The 21,164-nt window shown below is 67.3% G+C and carries 19 protein-coding genes; 8 read left to right on the top strand and 11 right to left on the bottom strand.

Annotated elements, in window-relative coordinates:
* Positions 1 to 42: 42 nt before the first annotated feature.
* Both EJO71_RS22640 and EJO71_RS22635 read right to left on the bottom strand, forming a co-directional pair.
* Positions 43 to 1,275: a cyclopropane-fatty-acyl-phospholipid synthase family protein gene (locus EJO71_RS22640; protein ID WP_125950905.1), complete on the bottom strand. Its 1,233-nt coding sequence runs from the start codon at positions 1,273 to 1,275 to the stop codon at positions 43 to 45.
* 153 nt (positions 1,276 to 1,428) lie between these two features.
* Entirely contained in the window at positions 1,429 to 2,424 is a 996-nt protein-coding gene (locus EJO71_RS22635) for an AraC family transcriptional regulator (protein WP_125950904.1), read from the bottom strand.
* Positions 2,425 to 2,657: 233 nt separating this feature from the next.
* On the opposite strand from EJO71_RS22635, the gene EJO71_RS22630 reads away from it, so the two are divergent.
* Positions 2,658 to 3,710 carry an aldo/keto reductase gene (locus EJO71_RS22630; protein ID WP_125950903.1) on the top strand — a complete coding sequence of 351 codons (1,053 nt, stop codon included), beginning with the start codon at positions 2,658 to 2,660 and terminating at the stop codon, positions 3,708 to 3,710.
* On the opposite strand, the gene bioD is transcribed toward EJO71_RS22630, so the two are convergent.
* The 5 genes from bioD to EJO71_RS22605 form a co-directional block, all read right to left on the bottom strand.
* A complete protein-coding gene (gene bioD, locus EJO71_RS22625) occupies positions 3,693 to 4,436 on the bottom strand; it encodes a dethiobiotin synthase (protein WP_125950902.1) in 744 nt (247 codons plus the stop codon). The genes EJO71_RS22630 and bioD overlap by 18 nt on opposite strands.
* Entirely contained in the window at positions 4,433 to 5,665 is a 1,233-nt protein-coding gene (gene bioF / locus EJO71_RS22620) for an 8-amino-7-oxononanoate synthase (protein WP_125950901.1), read from the bottom strand. Before bioF ends, bioD begins: the two co-directional genes overlap by 4 nt.
* Positions 5,649 to 7,043 carry an adenosylmethionine--8-amino-7-oxononanoate transaminase gene (gene bioA / locus EJO71_RS22615; RefSeq protein ID WP_125950900.1) on the bottom strand — a complete coding sequence of 465 codons (1,395 nt, stop codon included), beginning with the start codon at positions 7,041 to 7,043 and terminating at the stop codon, positions 5,649 to 5,651. Before bioA ends, bioF begins: the two co-directional genes overlap by 17 nt.
* A 304-nt stretch (positions 7,044 to 7,347) precedes the next feature.
* Positions 7,348 to 7,662 (bottom strand): plasmid stabilization protein, encoded by a 315-nt coding sequence (locus EJO71_RS22610; protein ID WP_125950899.1) that lies wholly within the window; start codon positions 7,660 to 7,662, stop codon positions 7,348 to 7,350.
* Positions 7,663 to 7,773: 111 nt separating this feature from the next.
* Positions 7,774 to 8,670, bottom strand: coding sequence for a LysR substrate-binding domain-containing protein (locus EJO71_RS22605; RefSeq protein WP_125950898.1), 897 nt, complete (start codon positions 8,668 to 8,670; stop codon positions 7,774 to 7,776).
* 161 nt (positions 8,671 to 8,831) lie between these two features.
* On the opposite strand from EJO71_RS22605, the gene EJO71_RS22600 reads away from it, so the two are divergent.
* Genes EJO71_RS22600 through EJO71_RS22575 form a run of 6 tightly spaced genes read left to right on the top strand, consistent with a single transcriptional unit; the run spans position 8,832 to position 15,948 of the window.
* Positions 8,832 to 9,965 (top strand): C45 family peptidase, encoded by a 1,134-nt coding sequence (locus EJO71_RS22600; protein WP_125950897.1) that lies wholly within the window; start codon positions 8,832 to 8,834, stop codon positions 9,963 to 9,965.
* A 14-nt stretch (positions 9,966 to 9,979) separates the two neighbouring features.
* Entirely contained in the window at positions 9,980 to 10,867 is an 888-nt protein-coding gene (locus EJO71_RS22595) for a hydrolase (RefSeq protein WP_125950896.1), read from the top strand.
* Between the two features lie 33 nt (positions 10,868 to 10,900).
* A complete protein-coding gene (locus tag EJO71_RS22590; RefSeq protein ID WP_125950895.1) occupies positions 10,901 to 11,845 on the top strand; it encodes an ABC transporter permease in 945 nt (314 codons plus the stop codon).
* A 5-nt stretch (positions 11,846 to 11,850) separates the two neighbouring features.
* The gene (locus tag EJO71_RS22585; protein ID WP_125950987.1) at positions 11,851 to 12,678 is read left to right on the top strand and encodes an ABC transporter permease; all 828 of its coding nucleotides are present in this window, start codon (positions 11,851 to 11,853) and stop codon (positions 12,676 to 12,678) included.
* Complete coding sequence (locus EJO71_RS22580) at positions 12,675 to 14,342, top strand: ABC transporter ATP-binding protein (RefSeq protein ID WP_125950894.1); 1,668 nt, start codon at positions 12,675 to 12,677, stop codon at positions 14,340 to 14,342. The genes EJO71_RS22585 and EJO71_RS22580 overlap by 4 nt, the downstream gene beginning before the upstream one ends.
* Before the next feature lie 34 nt (positions 14,343 to 14,376).
* Positions 14,377 to 15,948 carry an ABC transporter substrate-binding protein gene (locus tag EJO71_RS22575; protein ID WP_125950893.1) on the top strand — a complete coding sequence of 524 codons (1,572 nt, stop codon included), beginning with the start codon at positions 14,377 to 14,379 and terminating at the stop codon, positions 15,946 to 15,948.
* An 11-nt stretch (positions 15,949 to 15,959) separates the two neighbouring features.
* Here the strand turns inward: EJO71_RS22575 and EJO71_RS22570 are convergent, their stop codons facing one another.
* The 3 genes from EJO71_RS22570 to EJO71_RS34800 are packed head-to-tail and all read right to left on the bottom strand — an operon-like array spanning position 15,960 to position 18,059.
* Complete coding sequence (locus EJO71_RS22570) at positions 15,960 to 16,550, bottom strand: DUF4304 domain-containing protein (RefSeq protein WP_125950892.1); 591 nt, start codon at positions 16,548 to 16,550, stop codon at positions 15,960 to 15,962.
* Positions 16,547 to 17,176, bottom strand: a complete 630-nt coding sequence (locus EJO71_RS22565) for an alpha-ketoglutarate-dependent dioxygenase AlkB (RefSeq protein WP_125950891.1) — start codon at positions 17,174 to 17,176, stop codon at positions 16,547 to 16,549. The genes EJO71_RS22570 and EJO71_RS22565 overlap by 4 nt, the downstream gene beginning before the upstream one ends.
* A gap of 31 nt (positions 17,177 to 17,207) precedes the next feature.
* Complete coding sequence (locus tag EJO71_RS34800; RefSeq protein WP_240651482.1) at positions 17,208 to 18,059, bottom strand: glycoside hydrolase family 16 protein; 852 nt, start codon at positions 18,057 to 18,059, stop codon at positions 17,208 to 17,210.
* On the opposite strand from EJO71_RS34800, the gene EJO71_RS34795 reads away from it, so the two are divergent.
* The gene (locus EJO71_RS34795; protein WP_240651859.1) at positions 18,034 to 18,534 is read left to right on the top strand and encodes a hypothetical protein; all 501 of its coding nucleotides are present in this window, start codon (positions 18,034 to 18,036) and stop codon (positions 18,532 to 18,534) included. The two genes, EJO71_RS34800 and EJO71_RS34795, sit on opposite strands and share 26 nt — an antisense overlap.
* A 276-nt stretch (positions 18,535 to 18,810) precedes the next feature.
* Here the strand turns inward: EJO71_RS34795 and EJO71_RS22555 are convergent, their stop codons facing one another.
* Positions 18,811 to 21,141, bottom strand: a complete 2,331-nt coding sequence (locus tag EJO71_RS22555; protein ID WP_125950889.1) for an ATP-dependent DNA helicase — start codon at positions 21,139 to 21,141, stop codon at positions 18,811 to 18,813.
* Between the last annotated feature and the right edge of the window lie 23 nt (positions 21,142 to 21,164).

The following is a 21,164-nucleotide window of genomic DNA, read 5'->3' as shown; positions in this document are numbered from 1 at the left end:
GTCTGGCACTCAGGCTCTCGTGCCGCCTCCATGCGCCTGCGCTCAGCCCCCATTCAGTGCCGAAGTGCTGTCGTAGATGTAGCGGCGCGACCACGGCAGCGTCTTCGCCACCCTGCCCGCCTTGCGCCCGACGATCTGGTAGATGGCCACGTCGTCGTTCTCGAAGGCATAGGCGCAGCCCGCGAGGTAGATGCGCCAGATGCGGAACTTCTCCTCGTCGACCAGGGCGCGCGCCTTCTCGCTGTTGGCTTCGTAGGCGTCGCTCCAGCAGCGCAGCGTCTGTGCGTAGTGGCGGCGCAGGTTCTCCACGTCGAAGGCTTCGAGGCCGCCCTGCTGCATGGCCTGCAGCGCGAGGCTGATGTGCGGCAGCTCGCCGTTGGGAAACACATAGCGGTCGATGAAGTCGCCGCCGCCGTACGACACGCCGCCGCCCTCGGGGTCGGACGAGGTGATGCCGTGGTTCATCACCACGCCGTCGTCGGCCAGCAGCTGCTGCACGCGCTTGAAATAGTCGGGCAGGTTCTTGCGGCCCACGTGCTCGAACATGCCGACGCTGGTGATGCGGTCGAACTGGCCGGTCACGTCGCGGTAGTCCTGCAGGCGGATCTCGATGCGGTCCTGCAGCCCCGCGGCGCGCACGCGCTCGGTCGCAAGGTCGAACTGGTTCTGCGACAGCGTGACGCCCACGCAGCGCGCGCCGAACTTCTGCGCCGCGCGGATCACCAGCGCGCCCCAGCCGCAGCCGATGTCGAGCAGCGTCTGGCCTGGCCTGAGTTCGATCTTGGTGAGGATGTGGTCTATTTTCTTCAGCTGCGCGGTGGCGAGATCTTCGTCGCCGTTCTCGAAGTAGGCGCACGAATACACCATGTTCGGATCGAGCCAGAGTTGATAGAACTCGTTGGAAACGTCGTAGTGGTACTGGACGGATTTCTTGTCCGACGACTTGGTGTGCGTGAAGTAGCGCGCCATGTTCTGCAGCGCGCCGCTCGGCTTGTCGATCGACGTCCTGGCGAGGCCGTAGGCGATGTCGATCACGTCGCTGAGCTTGCCCTCGATGTCGATCTTGCTCTTGACGTAGGCCTCGCCCAGGTTGTCGAGCGTGGGCTGCAGCATCAGCGACAGCGCGGCCGGCGACTTCACGTGCAGCGTGACCGAAGGCCCGCTGAAGTTGCCGAAGTCATAGGACTGGCCGTCCCACAAGGTGAGCCGCGCCGGCAGGTTGGCGCGTGCGCGGACGGCGGCGCTCCACTGCGCCAGCTTCTTTTCCCAAAGCATGCATTTCTCCGTGTTGTTGAGTTCTCCCGCCCGGACGGGCGGGTTGCTGCAGCGAACAAAACAATAGCGAAATTCCGTCGGACGTGCATGGTCACGTCAGCGCAAGAAATCGCAGCAAGTGCTAGAAGGCAACCTGCCTGCGACCTCCGTGCTTCAGGCCGCTTCCATCGAAGCCGCGGCGCCCATCGCGTCGTTGCCCGCCTCGCCGAGCCAGCGGCGCTTGTCGCGCAGCGGCGGCGCGCCGAACATGCGGCCGTACTCGCGCGCGAACTGCGAGGTGCTCTCGTAGCCCACGTTGTGCGCCGCGCTCGCCACGTCGGCGCCGGCAATCAGCATCTGCCGCCGTGCCTCCTGCAGGCGAAGCTGCTTCTGGTACTGCAGCGGGCTCATGGCGGTCACGGCCTTGAAGTGATGATGGAACGACGACACGCTCATGTGCACCGCCCGCGCCATGTCTTCCACCCGCAGCGACTGGGCGTAGTTCATGCGCAGCGCGCTGATGGCCTTGGTGATGCGCTGCGTGTGGCTGTCCTGCAGCGCGATCTGCCGCAGCCGCGCGCCCTCGCCGTTGACCAGCAGGCGATACATGATCTCGCGCTTGATGAGCGGCGCGACGATGGGCACGTCTTCCGGCGTGTCGAGCAGCCGCAGCAGGCGCAGCACCGGCTCCAGCACGGGCATGGCGATGCGGTTGACGTACATGCCGCGCGAGGCCGGCGCGTTGGCCTTGGCGGGCAGCTTCTCGTCGCCGATGAGGTCGCCGATCTCGTCAAGGGCCAGCTCCAGCCGCACGCCCAGGTACGGTTCGTTCTCGCTCGTCACGCACACCTGGCCGCATACCGGCAGGTCGACCGAGGTGACGAGGTAATGCATCGGGTCGTACACGTAGATGTCGTCGCCCACGATGATCCGCTTGGAGCCCTGCGCGATCAGGCCCAGCGCCGGGGACGCGAAGCCGTGCTTGGGCCCTTCGGGCTTGCGGATGCAGAACACCTGCAGGCCGGGCACGGCGGTGATGACGGTGCCTTCCTGGCCTTGGGTGATGTGCTCGATCAGCGCCACCAGTTCCTGGCGGGCTGCGTCGAGTTCGGGTTCCAGCGGCATCGGCTGGGCAATTGCTGCGGCGATTTCGGGAGTTTCGTCGGACATGTTCGAAAGCCTTGTCACGATGGAGCCACGGAAACGGACAGGTGGCCACCTTGGAGGAATGAGCGGATCGGAGCTTAGCGCTCCTCCCCCCGCTTCGCACGCGCCGCAAGGGAGGTCTGGAGAATCAGGCAAATACTTTGCAGGAACGCACTCGCCTCGGGCAGGAGGCCGGCGGGATACTTTTTCGGCGCCGCTTCGCTTGCGCTCCCGTCTTTCCGCAAAGGAACCTTTCCATGCAATACCGCAAATTCGGCCGCACAGGCCTTTTCGTTTCCGAACTCTGCCTCGGCACCATGACCTTCGGCGGCTCCTCCGGCATCTGGGGCCAGATCGGCAACCTGCAGCAGTCCGAGGCCGAGGGGCTGATCGGTCGCGCGCTGGACGCCGGCATCAACTTCATCGACACCGCCGACGTGTATTCCGAAGGCCAGTCGGAAGTCATCACCGGCCAGGCGCTGAAGAACCTCAAGGTGCCGCGCGACAGCTTCGTGCTGGCCACCAAGGTGCTGGGCGAGACCGGCAGCAAGGGCGTCAACTCGGCCGGCGCCTCGCGTTTTCACATCATGGACGGCGTGAAGGCCAGCCTGCAGCGCCTGCAGCTCGACCACATCGACCTGTACCAGATCCACGGCTTCGACCCGGTCACGCCCATCGAGGAAACCGTGCACGCGCTGGACAACCTCGTGCGCCAGGGCCATGTGCGCTATGTGGGCGTGTCGAACTGGGCGGCCTGGCAGATCGCGAAGGCGCTGGGCATCGCCGAGCGCGACAGGCTGGCGCGCTTCGAATCGCTGCAGGCCTACTACACCATCGCCGGGCGCGACCTCGAGCGCGAGTTGGTGCCTCTGCTGAGCAGCGAGAACGTCGGCCTGATGGTGTGGAGCCCGCTGGCCGGCGGCCTCTTGAGCGGCAAGTACGGCCGCGACACCGAGGCGGAGAAAGGCAGCCGCCGCACCACCTTCGACTTTCCGCCGGTGAACGTCGAGCGCGCCTACGACTGCATCGACGTGATGCGCGGGCTGGCCGAGGCACGCGGCGTGTCGGTCGCGCAGATCGCACTGGCGTGGCTGCTGCACCAGCAGGTGGTGACCAGCGTGATCATCGGCGCCAAGCGCACCGAGCAGCTGGACGACAACATCGCCGCCACCGCCATCAAGCTCACGGCCGACGAACTCGCCACGCTCGACAAGGTGAGCGCGCTGCCGGCCGAGTACCCGGGCTGGATGCTCGAACGCCAGGGCGGCGTGCGCGGCAAGCGGCTCGCGGAATCAGGCCAACGCGGCTGAAGCTGCGGCCTCCGACGCGGTACGGCGCGCGGCGTGGGCCGCCGTCGCCCGCAGCGCGCGCAGGTCGATGTGGCGGGCCGCGCCGGCCGCATCAGGCCTTTCCAGGTGCGGCACGATGCCGAGCAACGGCGCTCCGAGCCGCGCGCGCAGCGTCTGCAGGTTGGCCTGCGGCGCGAGCATCGACGGATCGACCATGCTCGCCACCCAGCCAGCCAGCACCAGGCCGCGCGCGCGGATCGCCTCGGCGCTAAGCAGCGCGTGATTGAGGCAGCCCAGCCGCAAGCCGACCACGAGGATCACCGGAAGGCCGAGCGCCACCGCGAGGTCGGCGCTGTCGAGGTCGTCGCAGAACGGCACGCAGAAGCCGCCCACGCCCTCCACCACCACCGCGTCGGCGCGCTCTGAAAGCTCATCGAAAGCCGAGAGCAGCGGCTGCAGCTCGATGCGCACATCCTCCTGCCTTGCCGCGAGGTGCGGCGACATCGGCGCGCGCAGCAGGTACGGGCAGCGCAGCGCCAGTGGTGCACTGACGTTGCCGGCTGCGTGCAGCTGCTCCACGTCCTCGTTGCGCCATTCGCCATCGATTTCCTCCAACCCCGCAGCCACCGGCTTCATGCCGACCGCGCGCAGGCCCGAGCCGGCCAGCAGGCTCAGCATGGCGCTGCTGACGAGCGTCTTGCCGATGCCGGTGTCGGTGCCCGTCACGAACCAGGCCTTGCGCGTCATGCGGCTTCCTTCGCCGGCTGCGCGAGGGCTTCGCCCAGGGCATCGAGCAGCCGCGAGACGTCCGCTTCACTGTGGCTTGCCGACAGCGCGATGCGCAGCCGTGCAGTGCCTGCCGGCACGGTCGGCGGCCGGATCGCGCCGACGCGCAGGCCGTGCGCATCGAGCTGCGCCATCATCCGCATCGCGCGCGCGTTGTCGCCCACGATCAGCGGCTGGATCGCGGTGGGCGACTCCGCCAGCCACGCGCTGCCATCCGCCGGCAGAACGGCCTTCAGCCCCCGGCGCAGCTGCGCGATGCGAGCACGCAGCCGCGCACGGCGTTCGGCGCCCTCCTCGCCCTCGATCAGCGAAAGGCTCGCAAGCAGCGCGTGCGCCACCGCCGGCGGCGCGGCCGTGGTGAAGATGTACGGCCGGGCACGCTGCACCAGGTAGTCGATGACGGTGCGATGCGCCGCCACGAAGGCACCCGACACACCCGCAGCCTTGCCCAGCGTGCCGACCAGCACCAGCCGCTCCGAGCGCAGGCTCAGGGCCTGCAGCACGCCGCGCCCCGTGGCGCCCAGCACGCCGAAGCCGTGCGCGTCGTCGATCACCAGCCAGGCGTCGTGCCGCTCCGCCAGCGCGAGCAGCTCGGCCACGGGCGCGATGTTGCCGTCCATGCTGAACACCGCGTCGCTCACGATGAGCTTCACCGGCGCGTCGCAGGCGGCAAGCTGCGCGTCGAGCGCGGCCACGTCGCAGTGCGGATAGCGCTCGACGCGCGCCTTGGCCAGCCGCGCGCCGTCAATCAGCGAGGCGTGGTTGAGCGACTCCGAGAAGATCACGGCATCGGCCCCGCCAAGCGCCGACAGCACCGCGAGGTTGGCCATGTAGCCGGTGCAGAAGAACAGGCTGCGCGCCTGCGGGATGAAGGGCGACATCCAGTCCGCGAGCCGCTCTTCGAGCTGCGCGTGGGCGCGCGAGTGGCCGAGGATCAGGTGCGAGCCGCCGCTGCCCGTGCCGTACAGCGCGGCACCTTCGGCCAGTGCCTTCGCCAGCGCGGGGTGCGCGGCGAGGCCGAGGTAGTCGTTGCTGCTGAAGCCGAGCATGGTGCGCGGTGCGGTCGCGCCGGCCAGCGTCAGGGTCTGCTCGGGGGCGCAGGCGGTTTCGGCAATCTGCCTGCGGCGGCGCAGCGACTGGGCGTCGAGCCCGTCGATCTCGTCCTTCAGGCGGTCAAGCAAGCGCAACATCGCGGGCTCCTTCGTTCGGGTTCGTCGCCATGGTGGCGTCGAGCGTGGCCAGCGTGCCGTCGACCAGCCGGTCGATCTCGCTGTCGCTGATCGCATACGGCGGCATGAGGTACACGGTGTTGCCGATCGGCCGCATCAGCAGCCCCTGAGCACGCGCCGCCATGTGAAAGCGCTCGGCAAAGCGCGCACCGGGCTCGCGCACGTCGAAGGCGGTGATCATTCCGCGCTGACGCAGGTGATCGACCGGCTGGCCTTCGAGTCCGTCGTGCAGCCGCTGCAGCAGCCGCGCCGCGCGGTCGCGGTTGCGCCGCAGGGCGTCTTCCGACTCGAACAGATCGAGCGTGGCCACCGCCGAGCGGCAGGCCAGTGCATTGCCGGTGTACGAATGCGAATGCAGGAAGCTGCGCGCCGCGTCGTCGTCGATGAAGGCGTCGTGGATGGCGTCGCGCGTCATCACCAGCGCCAGCGGCAGATAGCCGCCGCTGATGCCCTTCGACAGGCACAGGAAGTCGGGCCAGATGCCCGCCTGCTCGCATGCGAAGAAACTGCCGGTGCGGCCGCAGCCCACCGCGATCTCGTCGGCGATGAGGTGCACTCCGAAGCGGTCGCACAGGGCACGCACCAGCCGCAGGTACTCGGGATCGTGCATCGCCATGCCGGTGGCGCACTGGACCAGCGGCTCGACGATCACGGCGGCGATGGTGTCGTGCCGCTCGGCCAGCAGCGCTTCGAGTTCGGCGGCGGCGCGGCGGGCGACTGCGGCGGCGTTCTCGCCCGGCCGGGCGTCGCGCGCGTCGGGCGACGCGACGAGGCGCGCATTCGCGAGCAACGGCGCGTAGGCGTCGCGGAACACCGGCACGTCGGTCACGTGCAGGGCGCCCAGCGTCTCGCCGTGGTAACCGCGCTTGAGCGCTACGAAGCCGCGCTTGCCGCTTCGGCCCGCGTTGCGCCAGAAATGAAAGCTCATCTTCAGCGCGATCTCCACCGCCGAGGCGCCGTCGGAGGCGTAGAAGCAATGGCCCAGCGAATGACCCGTGAGCGCGGACAGGCGCTCCGCCAGTTCCACGGCAGGCGCGTGCGTGCAGCCGGCCAGCATCACGTGCGACAACTTGTCGAGCTGGTCCTTCAGCGCGGCGTTGAGCGCAGGATGCGCATGGCCGAAGAGATTGACCCACCACGAGCTGGTGGCGTCGAGATAGCGCCGGCCTTCATGGTCGGTCAGCCAGACGCCTTCGCCCCTAGCGATGGGCAGCGGCGGCACCGCTTCGAGGCGGATGCTCTGCGTGCATGGATGCCAGACATGGCGCCGGCTGCGCTGCTGCAAGGCGGCGTTGCCGGAGGGCGAAGGTCCGGAGGAAAAAGCAGTCGTTGGAGGCACCCGCGCATTCCTTTCGTGAGGGCAAGGCGCGGGATCGTATCGACGCGTTCACGGGGCGGCAAACCGCCGGACGGCTTGCGAAATGACGGCTGGATCGGCGGCGTTTGCCGGCGTAGCGCCCGCGTTCGATGCAACGTCGCGGAACAAGCCGGCTTCTTGCGCTCACGCCCACGTGGCGGGAAAACGCAAGTTGGCAGGCTGGAGCCAGAAACAGGTCATGAATGTCCGGTTTTCAGGGCTGCGAGGCATGAAAGCCACTTTTCAGACAGTGCATTGGCGGGTTTCAGCGGTTCACCCGGTTCATTCAGGCAGAACGCCTTTCAGCATTGCGCCTGCGCGTGGCGGCCCCCTTCTTCGCCGAAGCCGAGCGCTCCGCCGCAGTGCGGTGCGCGGCAGCGGCACCGCCCAGCCGTCCACCCTTGCGCGAAGGCCCATGGTTCCCGGCCTTGCCTCGGCCGGAGCCCGACTTCCTGCCGCCGCCGGTTTCGGCATTCACCGTGGCCCAGGCGCGGCGCTCGGCTTCGCCTTTGCCGACGCCACGCTGCTCGTAGCCCTTCTCGATGTGCTCGGCCTGTCGCTTCTGCTTGTCCGTATAGGACGACTTGTCGCCTCTTGGCATGTGCTGCTCCTGCGAACGGTTGAGAAGCTTCCATGCTGGGCGCGGCGTGCGCACCGTGGGTAAGAAGACGGTCATGCCGGGCGTCGGCGTTGTCCGTCGTGCGCCCTGCAGTCAGGCCCCCGGCTTCTTCATGCGCCGCAGATGCTCCAGCATCTCCTCGCGGACCACGCTGGTGATGTGGCTGCGCCGCCCGTTTTCCAGCATGCCCAGCCGCCGCGCGACGGGCCGTCCGGGAAGCTGCAGCACACACAGCGCGGGGTCGCTTTCCCAGTCGAAGTTCTTCAGCAGCGGCGCCATGGTGAAACCCACGTTCTTGCGCACGAGCTCGGCGATGGCCAGCAGCGAGTTGAGTTCCAGGAACTCCTTCGGCACCAGCTGCAGCCGCCGCAGGATGCGGTCGATGCGCGCACCGGTCGGCGTTCGCCTGTCGAAGCGGATGAAGGGATGGGTGGCGAACAGGCTCGCGATGCTGGTGTCGGGAGCGGCGATGCTCGAATTGGCGATGACGGTGAGCGTCTCGTCGTAGCACGGCGTCCACAGCAGGCCCGGTGCCTCGGGCCATTGCCGCTCGACGACCACGGCCGCGTCGAGCTCGCCGCTCACCACATCCTGCATCAGCTGCGTCTGCTCGCGCACGCGCAACTCGACTTCGAGGTGCGGATGCAGCGACTTGAGGTGCGCCAGCGTGCTCGACAGCAGCCCCATCGCCGAGATCAGCGAGCCGAGCTTGATGGTGCCGGCGATCTGCCGCTGGTCCTGCAGGTCGCGCCGCATCGACTCGTACTGCGCCAGCAGTTCCTCGGCACGCGGCAGCAGCAGATGGCCTGCGGGGCTCAGCACCATGGTGCGGCCGGTCTTGTCGAACAGCGTCTTCTTCAGCTCCGCCTCGAGCGCGCGCATCTGCTGGCCCACTGCCGCCTGCGTGAGCGCGACCTGGTCGGCCGCCGCGGCGAAGGAACCGCCGCGGGCCGCGGCCACGAAGGTGCGGAGAAATCGGATGCTGCTCATGCCCTGGCGCCTTCGATGGAAGAGAAATAATTTCTTTACTAATTCTAAATATTTTTTAAATTTATTTTTTCCTGTGCTTGCAAAACAATGCGGGCCAAGGTCACCGCCATAGCGCCTCCAGACGGCAGGCGGATGACAGGAACACCCCAGCCCACACATCCATGCCCAGCCCTCAATACTTTCCCCTCGTCGATGTTTCCGGCACGCCTCATGAACGCGGCCTGCAGCACGGCCGCGCCGTGCCCGAGCGCGTGGCCGGCGGCGTCGCGCTCTATCGCGCCCAGCTCGGCCGCCGCGGCCTCGACGACGCCACCATCCGCCACCTCGCGCAGTCGATGCTGCCGCTGATCGAGTCCTACGACGCCAGTTACCTGGAAGAGATGCGCGGCATCGCCGAAGGCGCGGGCGTGCCGCTCGAAGACATCGTGATGATCAACTGCCGCACGGAGATGCTCTTCGGCTATGCCGACATGAAGCGCTCCACCGAACCTGCGGCGAATGCGGCATCTTCGGAAGACGGCGACTGCACCGGCCTCGTCGTGCTGCCCGCGCGCTCGGCCACCGGCCGCCTGATGCACGCCCACAACTGGGACTGGCGCCAGGAATGCGTGGACACCGGCATCGTGCTGCGCATCCGCAACGCCGGCGGCCCCGACATGCTCACCTTCACCGAGGCCGGCGCGCTGGCGCGGCACGGCTTCAACAGCAACGGCGTGTCGCTCACCGGCAATTCGCTGACCTGCCACGAAGACTTCCAGAAAGGCGCCGGAGTGCCGCTGGTGCTGCTGCGCCGCCGCGTGCTGGAGGCCGCCAACCTCGCGCAGGCGATGAAGACCATCTGGGCTTCCAAGCGCTACTGCGCCAACAACATGATCCTGGCGCAGTCCACTGGCAACGATGGCTCGGGCATCAGCCTCGAGACCTCGCCCGGCGAGATCTTCTGGACCCTGCCCGAGAACGACCTGCTGGTGCACGCCAACCACTGGATGTCGCCCTCGGCCATCGTCAAGCTGCGCGACCCCGGGCTGCCGCAGCGGCCCGACAGCATCTACCGCCAGCACCGCGTGGAAAACGCCCTGCGCCGCGCCGGAGACCGCATCGACTGGAGCCACATCAAGGCCGCGCTGGCCGACGAATTCGGCAAGCCCGACGGCGTGCTGCGCACACCGAAGCCGGCCGACTTCAGCAGCATCTCGGCCACCGTCGCCACCACGCTCATGGACGCGGCCAACCGCGTGATGTGGGTGGCGCGCAAGCCTTACGAGGCCCGCAATTTCCAGGAATACACGCTCTGACCGCCCCGCCCTCCATGACTACCAGCACTTCCGCCGAAGCCCCCACCGCCTTTGCCGACCAGCGCGCCCGCGCGATCTACGACCTGGGCCCCAGCACCATCTACGCCTCGCGCAGCGACCCGCGCTTCTCGTACTGCACCTACGTGCCCGAGCACATCGGCAAGCCCGGCGCCCGGCCGATGCAGCTGGTGGTGGTGGTGCACGGCACCGGCCGCGCCTTCGTCAACTACCGCGAGGCCTTCAGCGGCTTCGCCAAGTGGAACGACTGCATCGTGCTGTGCCCGCTGTTCCCGGCCGGCGTGCGCGGCGACGGCAACCGCGACGGCTTCAAGCACCTGATCGAGGCCGACATCCACTACGACCGCATCCTGCTCGACATGGTCGACGAGGTGGCGCAGAAGTTCGGCTGCGACTTCAGCCGCTTCGCCCTCTTCGGCTATTCGGGCGGCGGCCAGTTCGCCAACCGCTTCGCGATGCTGCACCCCGAGCGGCTGTGGGCCGTGTCGATCGGCGCGCCGGGCTCGGTCACGCTGATCGACCCCGAGAAAGGCTGGTGGGTGGGCACGAAGGACTTCGCCGGCCGCTTCGGCAAGCCGATGAACCTCGAGGCCCTGCGCCGCGTGCCGGTCCACATGATCGCCGGCAAGGCCGACATCGAAACCTGGGAGATCACGCACCGCGAAGGCGGCAAGTACTACATGCCCGGCGCCAACGATGCCGGCCGCACCCGGCCCGAGCGGCTGGAAACGCTGCGTCGCTCCTTCGAGGCCGCGGGCGTGAAGGTCAGCTTCGACCTGCTCGACAACGTGCCGCACAACGGCATGGCCTGCGTCGGGCACGTGCAGGACTTCTTCGCCGAAGCGCTGCAGGCGATGCGTGCCGTCGTATCGTCGCCGGCCTGACGCACTTCGCGGCAACAACAAGGAAGACGGCACATGTTCCGTTTCGCAGCCTCCCGCATCGCGATGGCGATCCCCACACTGCTCATCGTGGCGGTGTCGGTGTTCGTGCTGATACGGCTGATTCCCGGCGACCCCGCCCAGTTGCTGCTGGGCGACCTCGCCACGCCCGCCAGCCTGGCCGACCTGCGCGCGCGCCTCGGGCTCGACCGCTCGCTGCCGGCGCAGTTCGGCATCTGGTTCGGCCATGTGCTGCAGGGCGACCTGGGCACCTCGATCAACAGCGGACAGGACGTGCTCTCGCTCGTGACCGAGCGCTTTCTGATCAGCGGCCGCATCGTGCTGGTGGCCGTCCTGCTGGCCGCGATGGTGGCGGTGCCCGCCGGCATGATCGCCGCGTGGAAGCAGAACCGCGCACCCGACCTGCTGCTGGTCGGCGCGGCAACGCTGCTGGTGTCCATTCCCACCTTCTGGCTCGGCCTGCTGCTGCTCCTGCTGTTCGGCCTGAAGCTGGGCTGGCTGCCGGTGGTGGGCTACGTGGGCATTTCCGAGGACTGGAAGAACGGCCTGCTCTACCTGCTGCTGCCGATCCTCACGCTGTTCCTGCACGAGATCGGCGTGCTGATGCGCATGGCGCGCGCCAGCACGCTCGAGGTGCTGCGGCTGGACTACATCACCCACGCGCGCGCCAAGGGCCTGTCGGAGAGCGCGGTGCTGATGCGCCATGCCTTCCGCAACGCCTTCGGCCCGACCTGGACGCTGATCGGCCTGGTGCTGGGCAACCTGCTCGGCGGCATCGCAGTGGTGGAGACGGTGTTCACCATCCCGGGGCTGGGCCGGCTGCTGGTCGACGCGATCTTCGCGCGCGACTACCCGGTGATCCAGGGCTGCCTGCTGTTCGTGGCGGTGATCTATGTGGTGGTGAACCTCGTGATCGATCTCTGCTATCCCTTCTTCGATCCGAGAGTCGCCGTCGAATGAGCACGATGAAGCGCAAGAAGCGCATTCCCCTCAACGCACTGATCGGCATCGTCATCGTCGGTTTGATCGTGGCCGCGGCGCTCGTCAGCCTCGTGTGGACGCCGCACGATCCGCTGCGCATCAACTTCGGCTCGCGCCTGAAGCTGCCCGGCGGCGCCTTTCCGCTGGGCACCGACGAATTCGGCCGCGACGAGCTCTCGCGCCTCATGGCCGGCGCCGCCACCAGCGTGTGGATCGCGACGCTGACGGTCGGCTTCTCGATCGTGGTGGGCAGCATCGTCGGCGTGCTGACGGGCTTCCTGCGCGGCTGGACCGACCGCATCGTGATGGCCTTCAACAACGCGCTGCTGGCCTTCCCGGGCCTACTGCTGGCGCTGGGGCTGCTCGCGGTGGTGGGCGCGAACCAGTACGGCATCGTGCTGGCGCTGGGGCTGGCCTACACGCCCTCGGTGACGCGCATCGTGCGCGGCACGGTGCTGTCGCTGCGCGAGAAGGAGTTCATCGAATCCTCGCGCGTGCTGGGCAACTCCGAGCTCTACACCATGGTGCGCCACGTGCTTCCCAACTGCACCGCGCCGCTCACGGTGCTGGCCACCTCGATGTTCGGCTGGGTGATATTGGCCGAGAGCGCGCTGTCCTTCCTCGGACTGGGCGTGCCGCCGCCGGCACCCACCTGGGGCAACATGCTCGCGTCGGCCCGCCCGTTCATGGCGCAGGCCAGCTATCTCTCGATTCTTCCGGGCCTGTGCATCGCGCTGACGCTGCTGGGCATCAACCTGCTGGGCGATGCGGTGCGCGACTGGCTCGATCCGCGCATGAAGGGCGTTCAATGAGTTCCCGGACAACTCCACTGGTCAGCGTGGAAGGCCTGACGCTGGCCATCGGCATGGGCGGCCGCGAGATCGTGCGCAACGTGTCCTTCGACATCGCGCCGGGCGAGATGGTCGGCATCGTCGGCGAATCGGGCAGCGGCAAGACACAGGCCGCGCGCGCCATCATGGGCCTCACGCCGCCGCCGCTGGTGCGCACCGCAGGGCGCATCCTTTTCGAGGGCGAAGACCTGGCGCTGGCAAAGCCTGCGCGGCTGCGCGAGCTGCGCGGCGCGCGCGTGGGCATGGTGTTCCAGGAGCCCATGACCTCGCTCAACCCGTCGATGACCATCGGCAAGCAGCTCGGCGAAGCGCTGGCGCTGCACCGGCGCAACCTGTCGCCGGCGCAGCGGCAGGAACGCATCCTCGACATGCTGGCGCGCGTCGGCATCCGCGACCCCAGGGGCGCTCTCGACGCATGGCCGCACGAGTTCTCGGGTGGCATGCGGCAGCGGATGATGCTGGCTTCGGTGATGCTGCTGGAGCCCGCATTGCTGATCGCCGACGAGCCCACCACGGCGCTCGACGCCGTCGTGCAGCGCGACGTGCTGGAGCTCATGGTCGGCCTCACGCGCGAGCACAGCACCGCTGTGCTGATGATCAGCCACGACCTGCCGATGGTGGCCCGCTTCACCCAGCGCATGGTCGTGATGCGCCACGGCGAGGTGAAGGAAACCGGCCGCACCGACGAGATGCTCGAACGTCCGAAGCACGAATACACCCGCGAGCTGCTGCAGGCCATGCCGCGCCGCCTGCCCGCGCGGCAGGTGACCGACCAGGCGCCGGTGGTCGAAGTGCGCAACCTGGTGGTCGACTACGCGGGCCACCGTCGCCTCTTCACCAAGGCAACGCCCAAGCGCGCCCTGCACGGCATCGACCTGGTGGTTCGGCCGCGCGAGGTGGTCGCGGTGGTCGGTGGCTCGGGCTCGGGCAAGACCACGCTGGGCCGCACCATCGCCGGGCTGCTCAAGCCCAGCGGCGGCGAGATCCTCTTCAACGGCCGCCCCATCCTGCGCTCCGACGCCGGCTGGTCCGACTACCGGCTGCAGTGCCAGATGGTGTTCCAGGACCCGTATGCCTCGCTCGATCCGCGCATGACGATCGGCCAGCTGGTGGGCGAAGGCTTGCGGCTCGTCAAGGGCATGTCGACGCCCGACAAGGCGCGCCGCGTGCAGGAGGTGCTCGACGAAGTGGGCTTGGGCTCGGGCTTTGCGCAACGCTACGCACACGAGCTCTCGGGCGGCCAGCGCCAGCGCGTGGCCATCGCCCGCGCCATCGTGCGCCGGCCGAGCTTCGTGATCGCCGACGAGCCGGTGTCGGCGCTCGACGTGACGGTGCGCGCGCAGGTGCTGGAGCTGTTCGCCGAGCTGCAGAAGCGCCATGGCTTCTCGTGCCTCTTCATCAGCCACGACCTCGGCGTGGTCGAGCAGGTGGCCGACCGCGTGATCGTGATGCAGGACGGCCGCATCGTCGAACAGGGCTCGCGCGACACAGTGTTCGATGCGCCGCAACAGGACTACACGCGCAAGCTGCTGTCGGCCATTCCGGCGCTGGAGCCGACCGCGAGCGGCGGCGTGCGGCTGCGCTGGCGCTTCGGCGCCGAAACGCCGGTCCCGGCCTTCGCCTGATTTCTTTCTTGTCATTGCATCGCAGGAGTTCTTCATGCCCCGCTTCTTCAACTTCCGCCACGCCGCCATCGCCGCCGCCTGCCTGGCCGCAGCATCGGGCGCATTCGCGCAGACCGGCATCACGGTGGCCCAGCCCGCCGACATCCGCTCCACCAACCCCGGCGTGAACCGCGACAACACCACCGACGGCGTGGTGCTCAACATCGTCGAGGGGCTGGTCGGCTACCGCCTGGACGGCAGCGTGGGCCCGCTGCTAGCGCAGTCGGTTGACATGTCGAAGGACGGCCTGACCTACACCTTCAAGCTGCGCAAGGGCGTGAAGTTCCACAACGACGCGCCGATGACCTCGGCCGATGTGGCCTGGAACTGGAAGCGCTACATGGACCCGAAGACCGACTGGCGCTGCACCAGCGAATACGACGGCCGCAACGGCCTGAAGGTGCTGGAAACCGCCACGCCCGACGACAGCACCTTCGTGATGAAGATCAACAAGCCCTCGGCCGTGTTCCTCGACACGCTCGCGCGCACCGACTGCGGCATGACGGCCATCCTGCACAAGAGCTCGTTGAAGGCCGACGGCAGCTGGGACAAGCCCGTGGGCACCGGCCCCTTCAAGTTCGGCGAATGGAAGCGCGGCGAATACGTCACGCTCACGGCCTTCAAGGGCTACACCTCGACGCCCGGCGCCACCAAATCGGACGGGTACATCGGGTTGAAGACGCCGCTGGTGGACTCGGTGAAATTCCTCGTCGTACCCGACGCGGCCACCGCGGCGGCAGGCCTGAAGTCCGGCGCCATCGACGCCGGCCAGATCACGGCGAGCGACGCGCAGGAGCTGAAGAACGACCGCAACCTCACGGTGCAGGCGCCGCCCCAGGCCGTCAAGAACGTGCTGCTGATCCAGACGCGCGACCCGCTGCTGAAAAACCAGAAGCTGCGCCAGGCCATCGCGGCCTCGCTCGACATCGAGCAGATCATGGCGGCCGCCTCCGAGGGGCTGGGCTCGGTCAACAACTCGGCCATCCACAAGGGCTCCGCCTACTACAGCGCCGCCCAGAAGAAAGGCTGGCACTACGACCCGGCGCAGGCCGCCAAGCTGCTGCGCGAAGCCGGCTACAAGGGCGAGAAGATCACCATCCAGACCAACAAGCGCGCCCACGTGCCGAGCTACACGGTGGCGGTGCTGGCGCAGGCCATGATGCAGTCGGTGGGCATCAACGCGCAGATCGAAGTGCTCGAATGGGCCACGCAGCTCGACCGCTACAACAGCGGCAACTACCAGATGAGCTCGTTCAGCTACTCCTCGCGGCTCGACCCGGCGCTGAGCTACGAGCAGTTCTCGGGTCCGAAGGACAAGCAGGCCCGCAAGGTGTGGGAAGACCCGCAGGCGCTGAAGCTGATCGACGAGAGCTTCGCCGAGTCGGACCCGAAGAAGCGCCAGGCCCTGTTCGACCAGATCCACGCGCTGATGATCCAGCAGGTGCCGATGGTGATGCTGTTCAACGACCTCGACGCATGGGCCGTGCGCAAGCGCGTGAGCGGCTTCGCGGTTTGGGAAGGCAAGCCGCGGCTGTGGGGCGTGTCGGTCGCGGCCGCACGTAGCTAGCGCACTGCCGCTCAGGCCGGTAGGACCTTGGCGAGATCCGCCTTGAGGCTCGTGGCCCTTTCCGGTGCACGCGCCAGGCCGGCATCGACCAGGGCCTGCGCCCGCTCCCGATCGCCCAGGTGCACGGCGATGCGCGCAAGGTGCAGCGCCGTTCGCGCGTGGATCCGGTCCGGATCGGTTTCGCGCAGCATCTGCTCGAAGCTCTGCGGATAGCTGCCGTGCCGGGCAAAGAAGGCACGGCCCGGACCGGCCCATTCGCTCACGATGAATTCCACGTTTTCCTCGGCCTGCTCCTTCGAAGTGCCGTAGGCCCAGCCGAAGGCCGGTCCGGGCGGCGGCTCCATGCGGTCGCGGAAGATGCAGCCAGCCTCCTCCAGCTCCTTGGGCACCACCGTTGCGCCACCTTCGCTCGGCAGGAAGGCCAGGTGTGCGCCGAGGTTGAGGTAGCAGGCCTTGCCGCCACTCGCGCCCTGCACGTTGAACACATGGATCAACGGCCCGTCGATGCGGCGCAACGTCTGGCCGGAGCCCTGGAAGCCTTCGGCCTTCAGAACGGGATACAACTTCTGCGACAGCAGCTTGAGGAAAGTGGTGCGGTTCATCTGCGGGACAACCTCCGGGTACGCAAGGTGATCGAGTATCGCAAGGCCTTCGTCGGCGCGATGGCGTGCTGCCATTCCCAGCGCGCCGGGCCGTGCAGCAGGTACACGGAGCGCGGCTCGACCAGGAATTCGAGCGTGGCCGGTCCCGACGCGGGTGCGCCGGGCGCATAGGGCCGGAACTGCATGACCGCGTCGTTGTGCAGCGAGACGCCGACGACGTCCTCGAAGTCAGGCACGTCGCGGTGCCAGCCCAGCGGCGTGCCGGGCCGGTACTCGGCGATCAGCATGTGGGTGAGCTCCTCGGGTGCGATGCCGGCCCAGGCGGCGGCCTTCGCCCGCAGCGGGTGCAGCGCTTCGGGCAGCGGCGCGCCGGGCTTGAGCCGGTTGTTGTCGAAGTCGTAGCTGCCGCCGAAGCTGGTGCCGCGCCGGCGGGCGGTGTATTCCTTGTAGCGCATCTCCTTGAGCGGCAAGCCTTGCACGATGCACACCAGTTCGACCTCCTCTTCGCGCGAGAGGAAGCCGCTCTTGTAGCGCAGGCCCTCGATGGCGGCCGCAGGCGCTTCGCCGAACAGGTCGGGCTGGCCGGCGTGTTCGAGTCTTCTGGCGGTGCGCGTCGTCTTCGTCATCTCCGGCTGTTTTCGCGGGATTCACCGTGAGTCACGGAGCCGACGGCAGTTGCCAGACGCGAACCCAATCGACCTCCATGACCGGATTCGTGCTGGCGCCGCGCGGGCCATAGCCGTCTGGAGGAATATCGCCTGCCCAAGCGTTGTCCTTGACTTCGGTTGTGAGCAGGATGTATTCGGCGCTCTGGGAAATACCTTCGGTGGCCTCCCAAAACTGTGTTCCGTCGAGATAGAACTGATATTTGGTGTCGGTCCAAAGCAGGCCGACCGTATGCCAGTCGGAGAACGACTCCCCTGTCGGCAGTGCTCTCACCCCGCTGCCGATGCTCTTTGTGTCCGATCCATAGCCATTCCAATGCACCGCGCTCGAGTGAAGGTTGCTGACGTCCGTCCGGTTGTTCGCCTCGACCGCACGGTGCTCGATGATGTCGATCTCCACGCCAGCAGCCGGATTGAGCGGTGTATAGGCCTTGTTCCTGTCTGACAACAACCAGAAAGCAGACCACTGCCCAGGTCGGTTCACGAAGCGAATGCGAGCCTCGATGTACCCGAAGATGAATTTGCAGCCTGGATTGGTATTCGTATCCAGAAAACCTGTGTGGTGCTTGCCTGTCGCGAGGTCTGTATAGGTCGAGACCGTCAGGACACTGTTGGAGACACTGACCGCATCGGCCGTTTGCGTCGCGTCGTCTCGCTGGCTGGCATGCATTCTCCAGTTACGGCTGTTCGCGCTGGTCCCGTCGAACTCATCGTGCCACGCGAGCCGGTATCCGGTTGCCGGCGGGGGCGCAGTCAGTACGGAGAACAGCACGCTGGATCGGCCCGTTCCCCCAGCCGTTCTGATCGTGACCGGCCCGGTGATCGCCGAAGCGGGCACGGTCACCGAAATTTGCGTTGCCGAGTCGACGCTGAATTGCGTTGCCGCCACGCCTCCAAAACTGACGGAAGTGCTTGAATCGAATTTGGAGCCGGTGATAACAATTACCCCACCCGGAGCCTCGGCGGATGAAGAAAAAGACTGGACAGTTGGACTTGTTGCAGCAGACGAGGAATTCTCATTGGCCGTGCTACCTGTAGCAGGCGGCGACGAATTTTCGCTGATTGAAGTGTTTACAGAAGGTGGCGTTGAATTCCCATTTATCGAGGTGCTTGCGGGGCCCGAAAATGGGTTTTCGCCGTCGGAATTGTTTGCAGCCGGAAGCAAACTTCCGCTGTTCCACCCTGCATCACCGCCTGATCCCCCGCCTCCACAACCAGCCAGCATCGAGCCGCTCCAAAGCACCGTCGCGGTTTGCGCGCCCCTTTGCAGGAACCGCCTGCGCGAGTTTTCCGTGATTTCCGATTCCGTGACTAAATAACTTGATTTCATGAAAAGCTATGCCGTAGTTGAAGTTTCCTCTTCAAGTCTAAGTAGCTCATAAGGCAGTCCCGAGAAGGAAATTTCTTTTCCCCGGACCAAAGTCACGTCAATTCCATTTCATTCCCAATTGCAATCGCTCGGCAACAATTCATTCTTTCCAGTCGAGAAAGTGGATGAAATTTCAGCCGCCGTATTCGATGTCGACCGAATTGGCCGCGACAAGCTACCAAGGACAGAACGCATCGGCACAACACGATCAGTACCCAAGGCACTTTCACGGCCATCGGGGCGCTTCTTCTTCGTCTCCGCCTGAGCGCACATGCCACCAGCGCGGCAGCAGTTCCCGAATCTCGGCACGTGCGAACCGGTCGTCGAGCAGATGCAGCACGCCCCGGTCTTCCTCGGTGCGGATCACGCGGCCGGCCGCCTGCACCACCTTCTGCAGGCCCGGGTAGAGGTAGGTGTACTCGTAGCCCTTGCCGAAGCGAGCCTGCATGCGCTCGCGCGTGATCTCGTTGAGCTCGTTGTATTGCGGCAATCCCAGGCTGGCCACGAAGGCGCCGATCAGCCGGCTGCCCGGAAGGTCGATGCCCTCGCCGAAGGCCCCACCGAGCACGGCGAAGCCGACGCCCTGCCCGCCCTCCTCGAAGCGCGCGATGAAGCCGTGGCGGTCGGCCTCGCGCATGCCGCGCGTCTGCGTCCACACGGGCACGCCGGGGTGCCGCATCGAGAAGGCGGCGCTGGCCTTCTCGAGGTAGTCGAAGCTGCTGAAGAAGGCCAGGTAGTTGCCGGGCAGGCGCTCGAATTGCGCGCCGATGATGTCCGCCACGTCGCGCAGTGAACCGGCGCGGTCGCGGAAGCGCGTCGACACGTGCGTTGCCACTTCGACGCGAAGTTGCGCGCTGTCGAAGGGCGAGGCCACGTCGAGCAGCGCCGTGTCTTCGGGCAGGCCCAGCGCGTCGCGATAGAACCCGAAAGGCGACAGCGTGCCCGAGAAGCAGGTGACCGACACCGCATCTCCGAAGCGCGATTCGAGGAACGGCGCCGGCACGAGGTTGCGGATGGCGAGGGTACGGTCCTGCTGCGCGGCGCCCAGCGTGCGCTCGAACACCGAATGGTCGCCGAAGGCCTCGGCCAGCCGGGCGAAGTGCAGCGCGTCGAAGAAGAAACGCTGCAGTGGCCCCTGCGAGGCATCGGGCGTTGCCGCGAAATACTCGGCCATGGCGGTGTTGGTGGCCTGCAGGGTGCGCAGGAAGCGCTCGGGGATCTCGTCGGCGGTTTCGTAGTCGGCCACCTGCGACTGCTGCACGGTGTCCCATTCGCGGAACAGCCGGGCCAGCGGGCCGCACAGGACCGCGGGTGCCGCGCGGTGCGCTTCCTCGAGCGCCTCGCCTTCGAGCTGCGCGGTGTACATGCCGCGTGATCGCTCCAGCAGGTTGTGGGCCTCGTCGACCAGCACGGCCACGCGCCAGCCGGCGTCGCGCATGGTGGCGTAGAGGAAGGCGCTGCCGTCGAAGTAGTAGTTGTAGTCGCCGACGATGGCGTCTGCCCAGTGCGCCATCTCCTGTGCCAGGAAATAGGGGCACACCTCGTGCGCGAGCGCGATGTTGCGCAGCGCCTCCCGGTCGAGCCACGCCACCTGCGCGGCCTGCTCGCGCGCGGCCGGAAGTCGGTCGTAGAAGCCACGGGCGAGCGGGCAGGCGTCGCCGTGGCAGGCGCGGTCGGGGTATTCGCAGACCTTCTCGCGCGCCGCGAGTTCGAGCACGCGCAGCCTGCTCTCGCCCTGCCCCCTGTCGAGCACGCGCAGCGCATCGAGCGCCACCGGCCGGCCTGAGGTCTTGGCGGTGAGGAAGAAGAGCTTGTCGATCCTGCGTGCCGCGCGGGCCTTGAGCAGCGGGAAGATGGTGGCCAGGGTCTTGCCGATGCCCGTGGGCGCTTGCGCCATCAGGCAGCGTCCGTTCAAGGCCGCGCGGTAGACGGCCTCCGCCAGCTCGCGCTGGCCTGCGCGGAAGGCGCGGTGCGGGAATTCGAGCCCGGCCAGCGTGACACCCAGGGCTTCGCAGTGGGCGGCTTCGCCGCGCGCCCATTCGCTGTACCTGCCGCACAGCAACTCGAAGTGTTCCTTCAACGCTTCGCGGGTGTGCTGCTCTTCGAGCACGGTCTCGTCGCCGGTGGCGAGATCGAGATACACCAGCGCGACCGTCATTTCGTCGTGACCATCCAGCTCGCACAGCATCCAGCCATAGGTGCGGGCCTGTGCCCAGTGCAGCGCGCGATGGTTGCCGCGAATGGCGTCGAAGTCGCCTCGGAAGGTCTTGATTTCCTCGACCCGGGCCCTGCGCGCCTCGTAGCCGTCGGCCCGGCCGCGCACCCGCAGCGCACCGCAGGTGGCTTCGAGCCCGACCTCGCAGGCGTAGTGCTCCGGATCGCGCCGGTGCTGCACCATCGCGTGCCCGGCCATGCCTTCGAGCGCGCTGGGCGCGGGCACGAAGCGCAGGTCGAGGTCGCCCGCCTTCGCGCCGAAGGCGCACAGGGCCTTGACGGAAACGGCCTGCTCGGCAACAACGGGGGCCGCGTCTTGCGGACGGGAGAGTTCGGAGCCCATCTGGCGTTTACTGTATGAAATTA

This window comes from Variovorax sp. 679 (genome assembly GCF_003952185.1).
Taxonomy (GTDB): Bacteria; Pseudomonadota; Gammaproteobacteria; order Burkholderiales; family Burkholderiaceae_C; genus Variovorax.
This window is presented reverse-complemented; position numbering and strand designations above follow the sequence as displayed.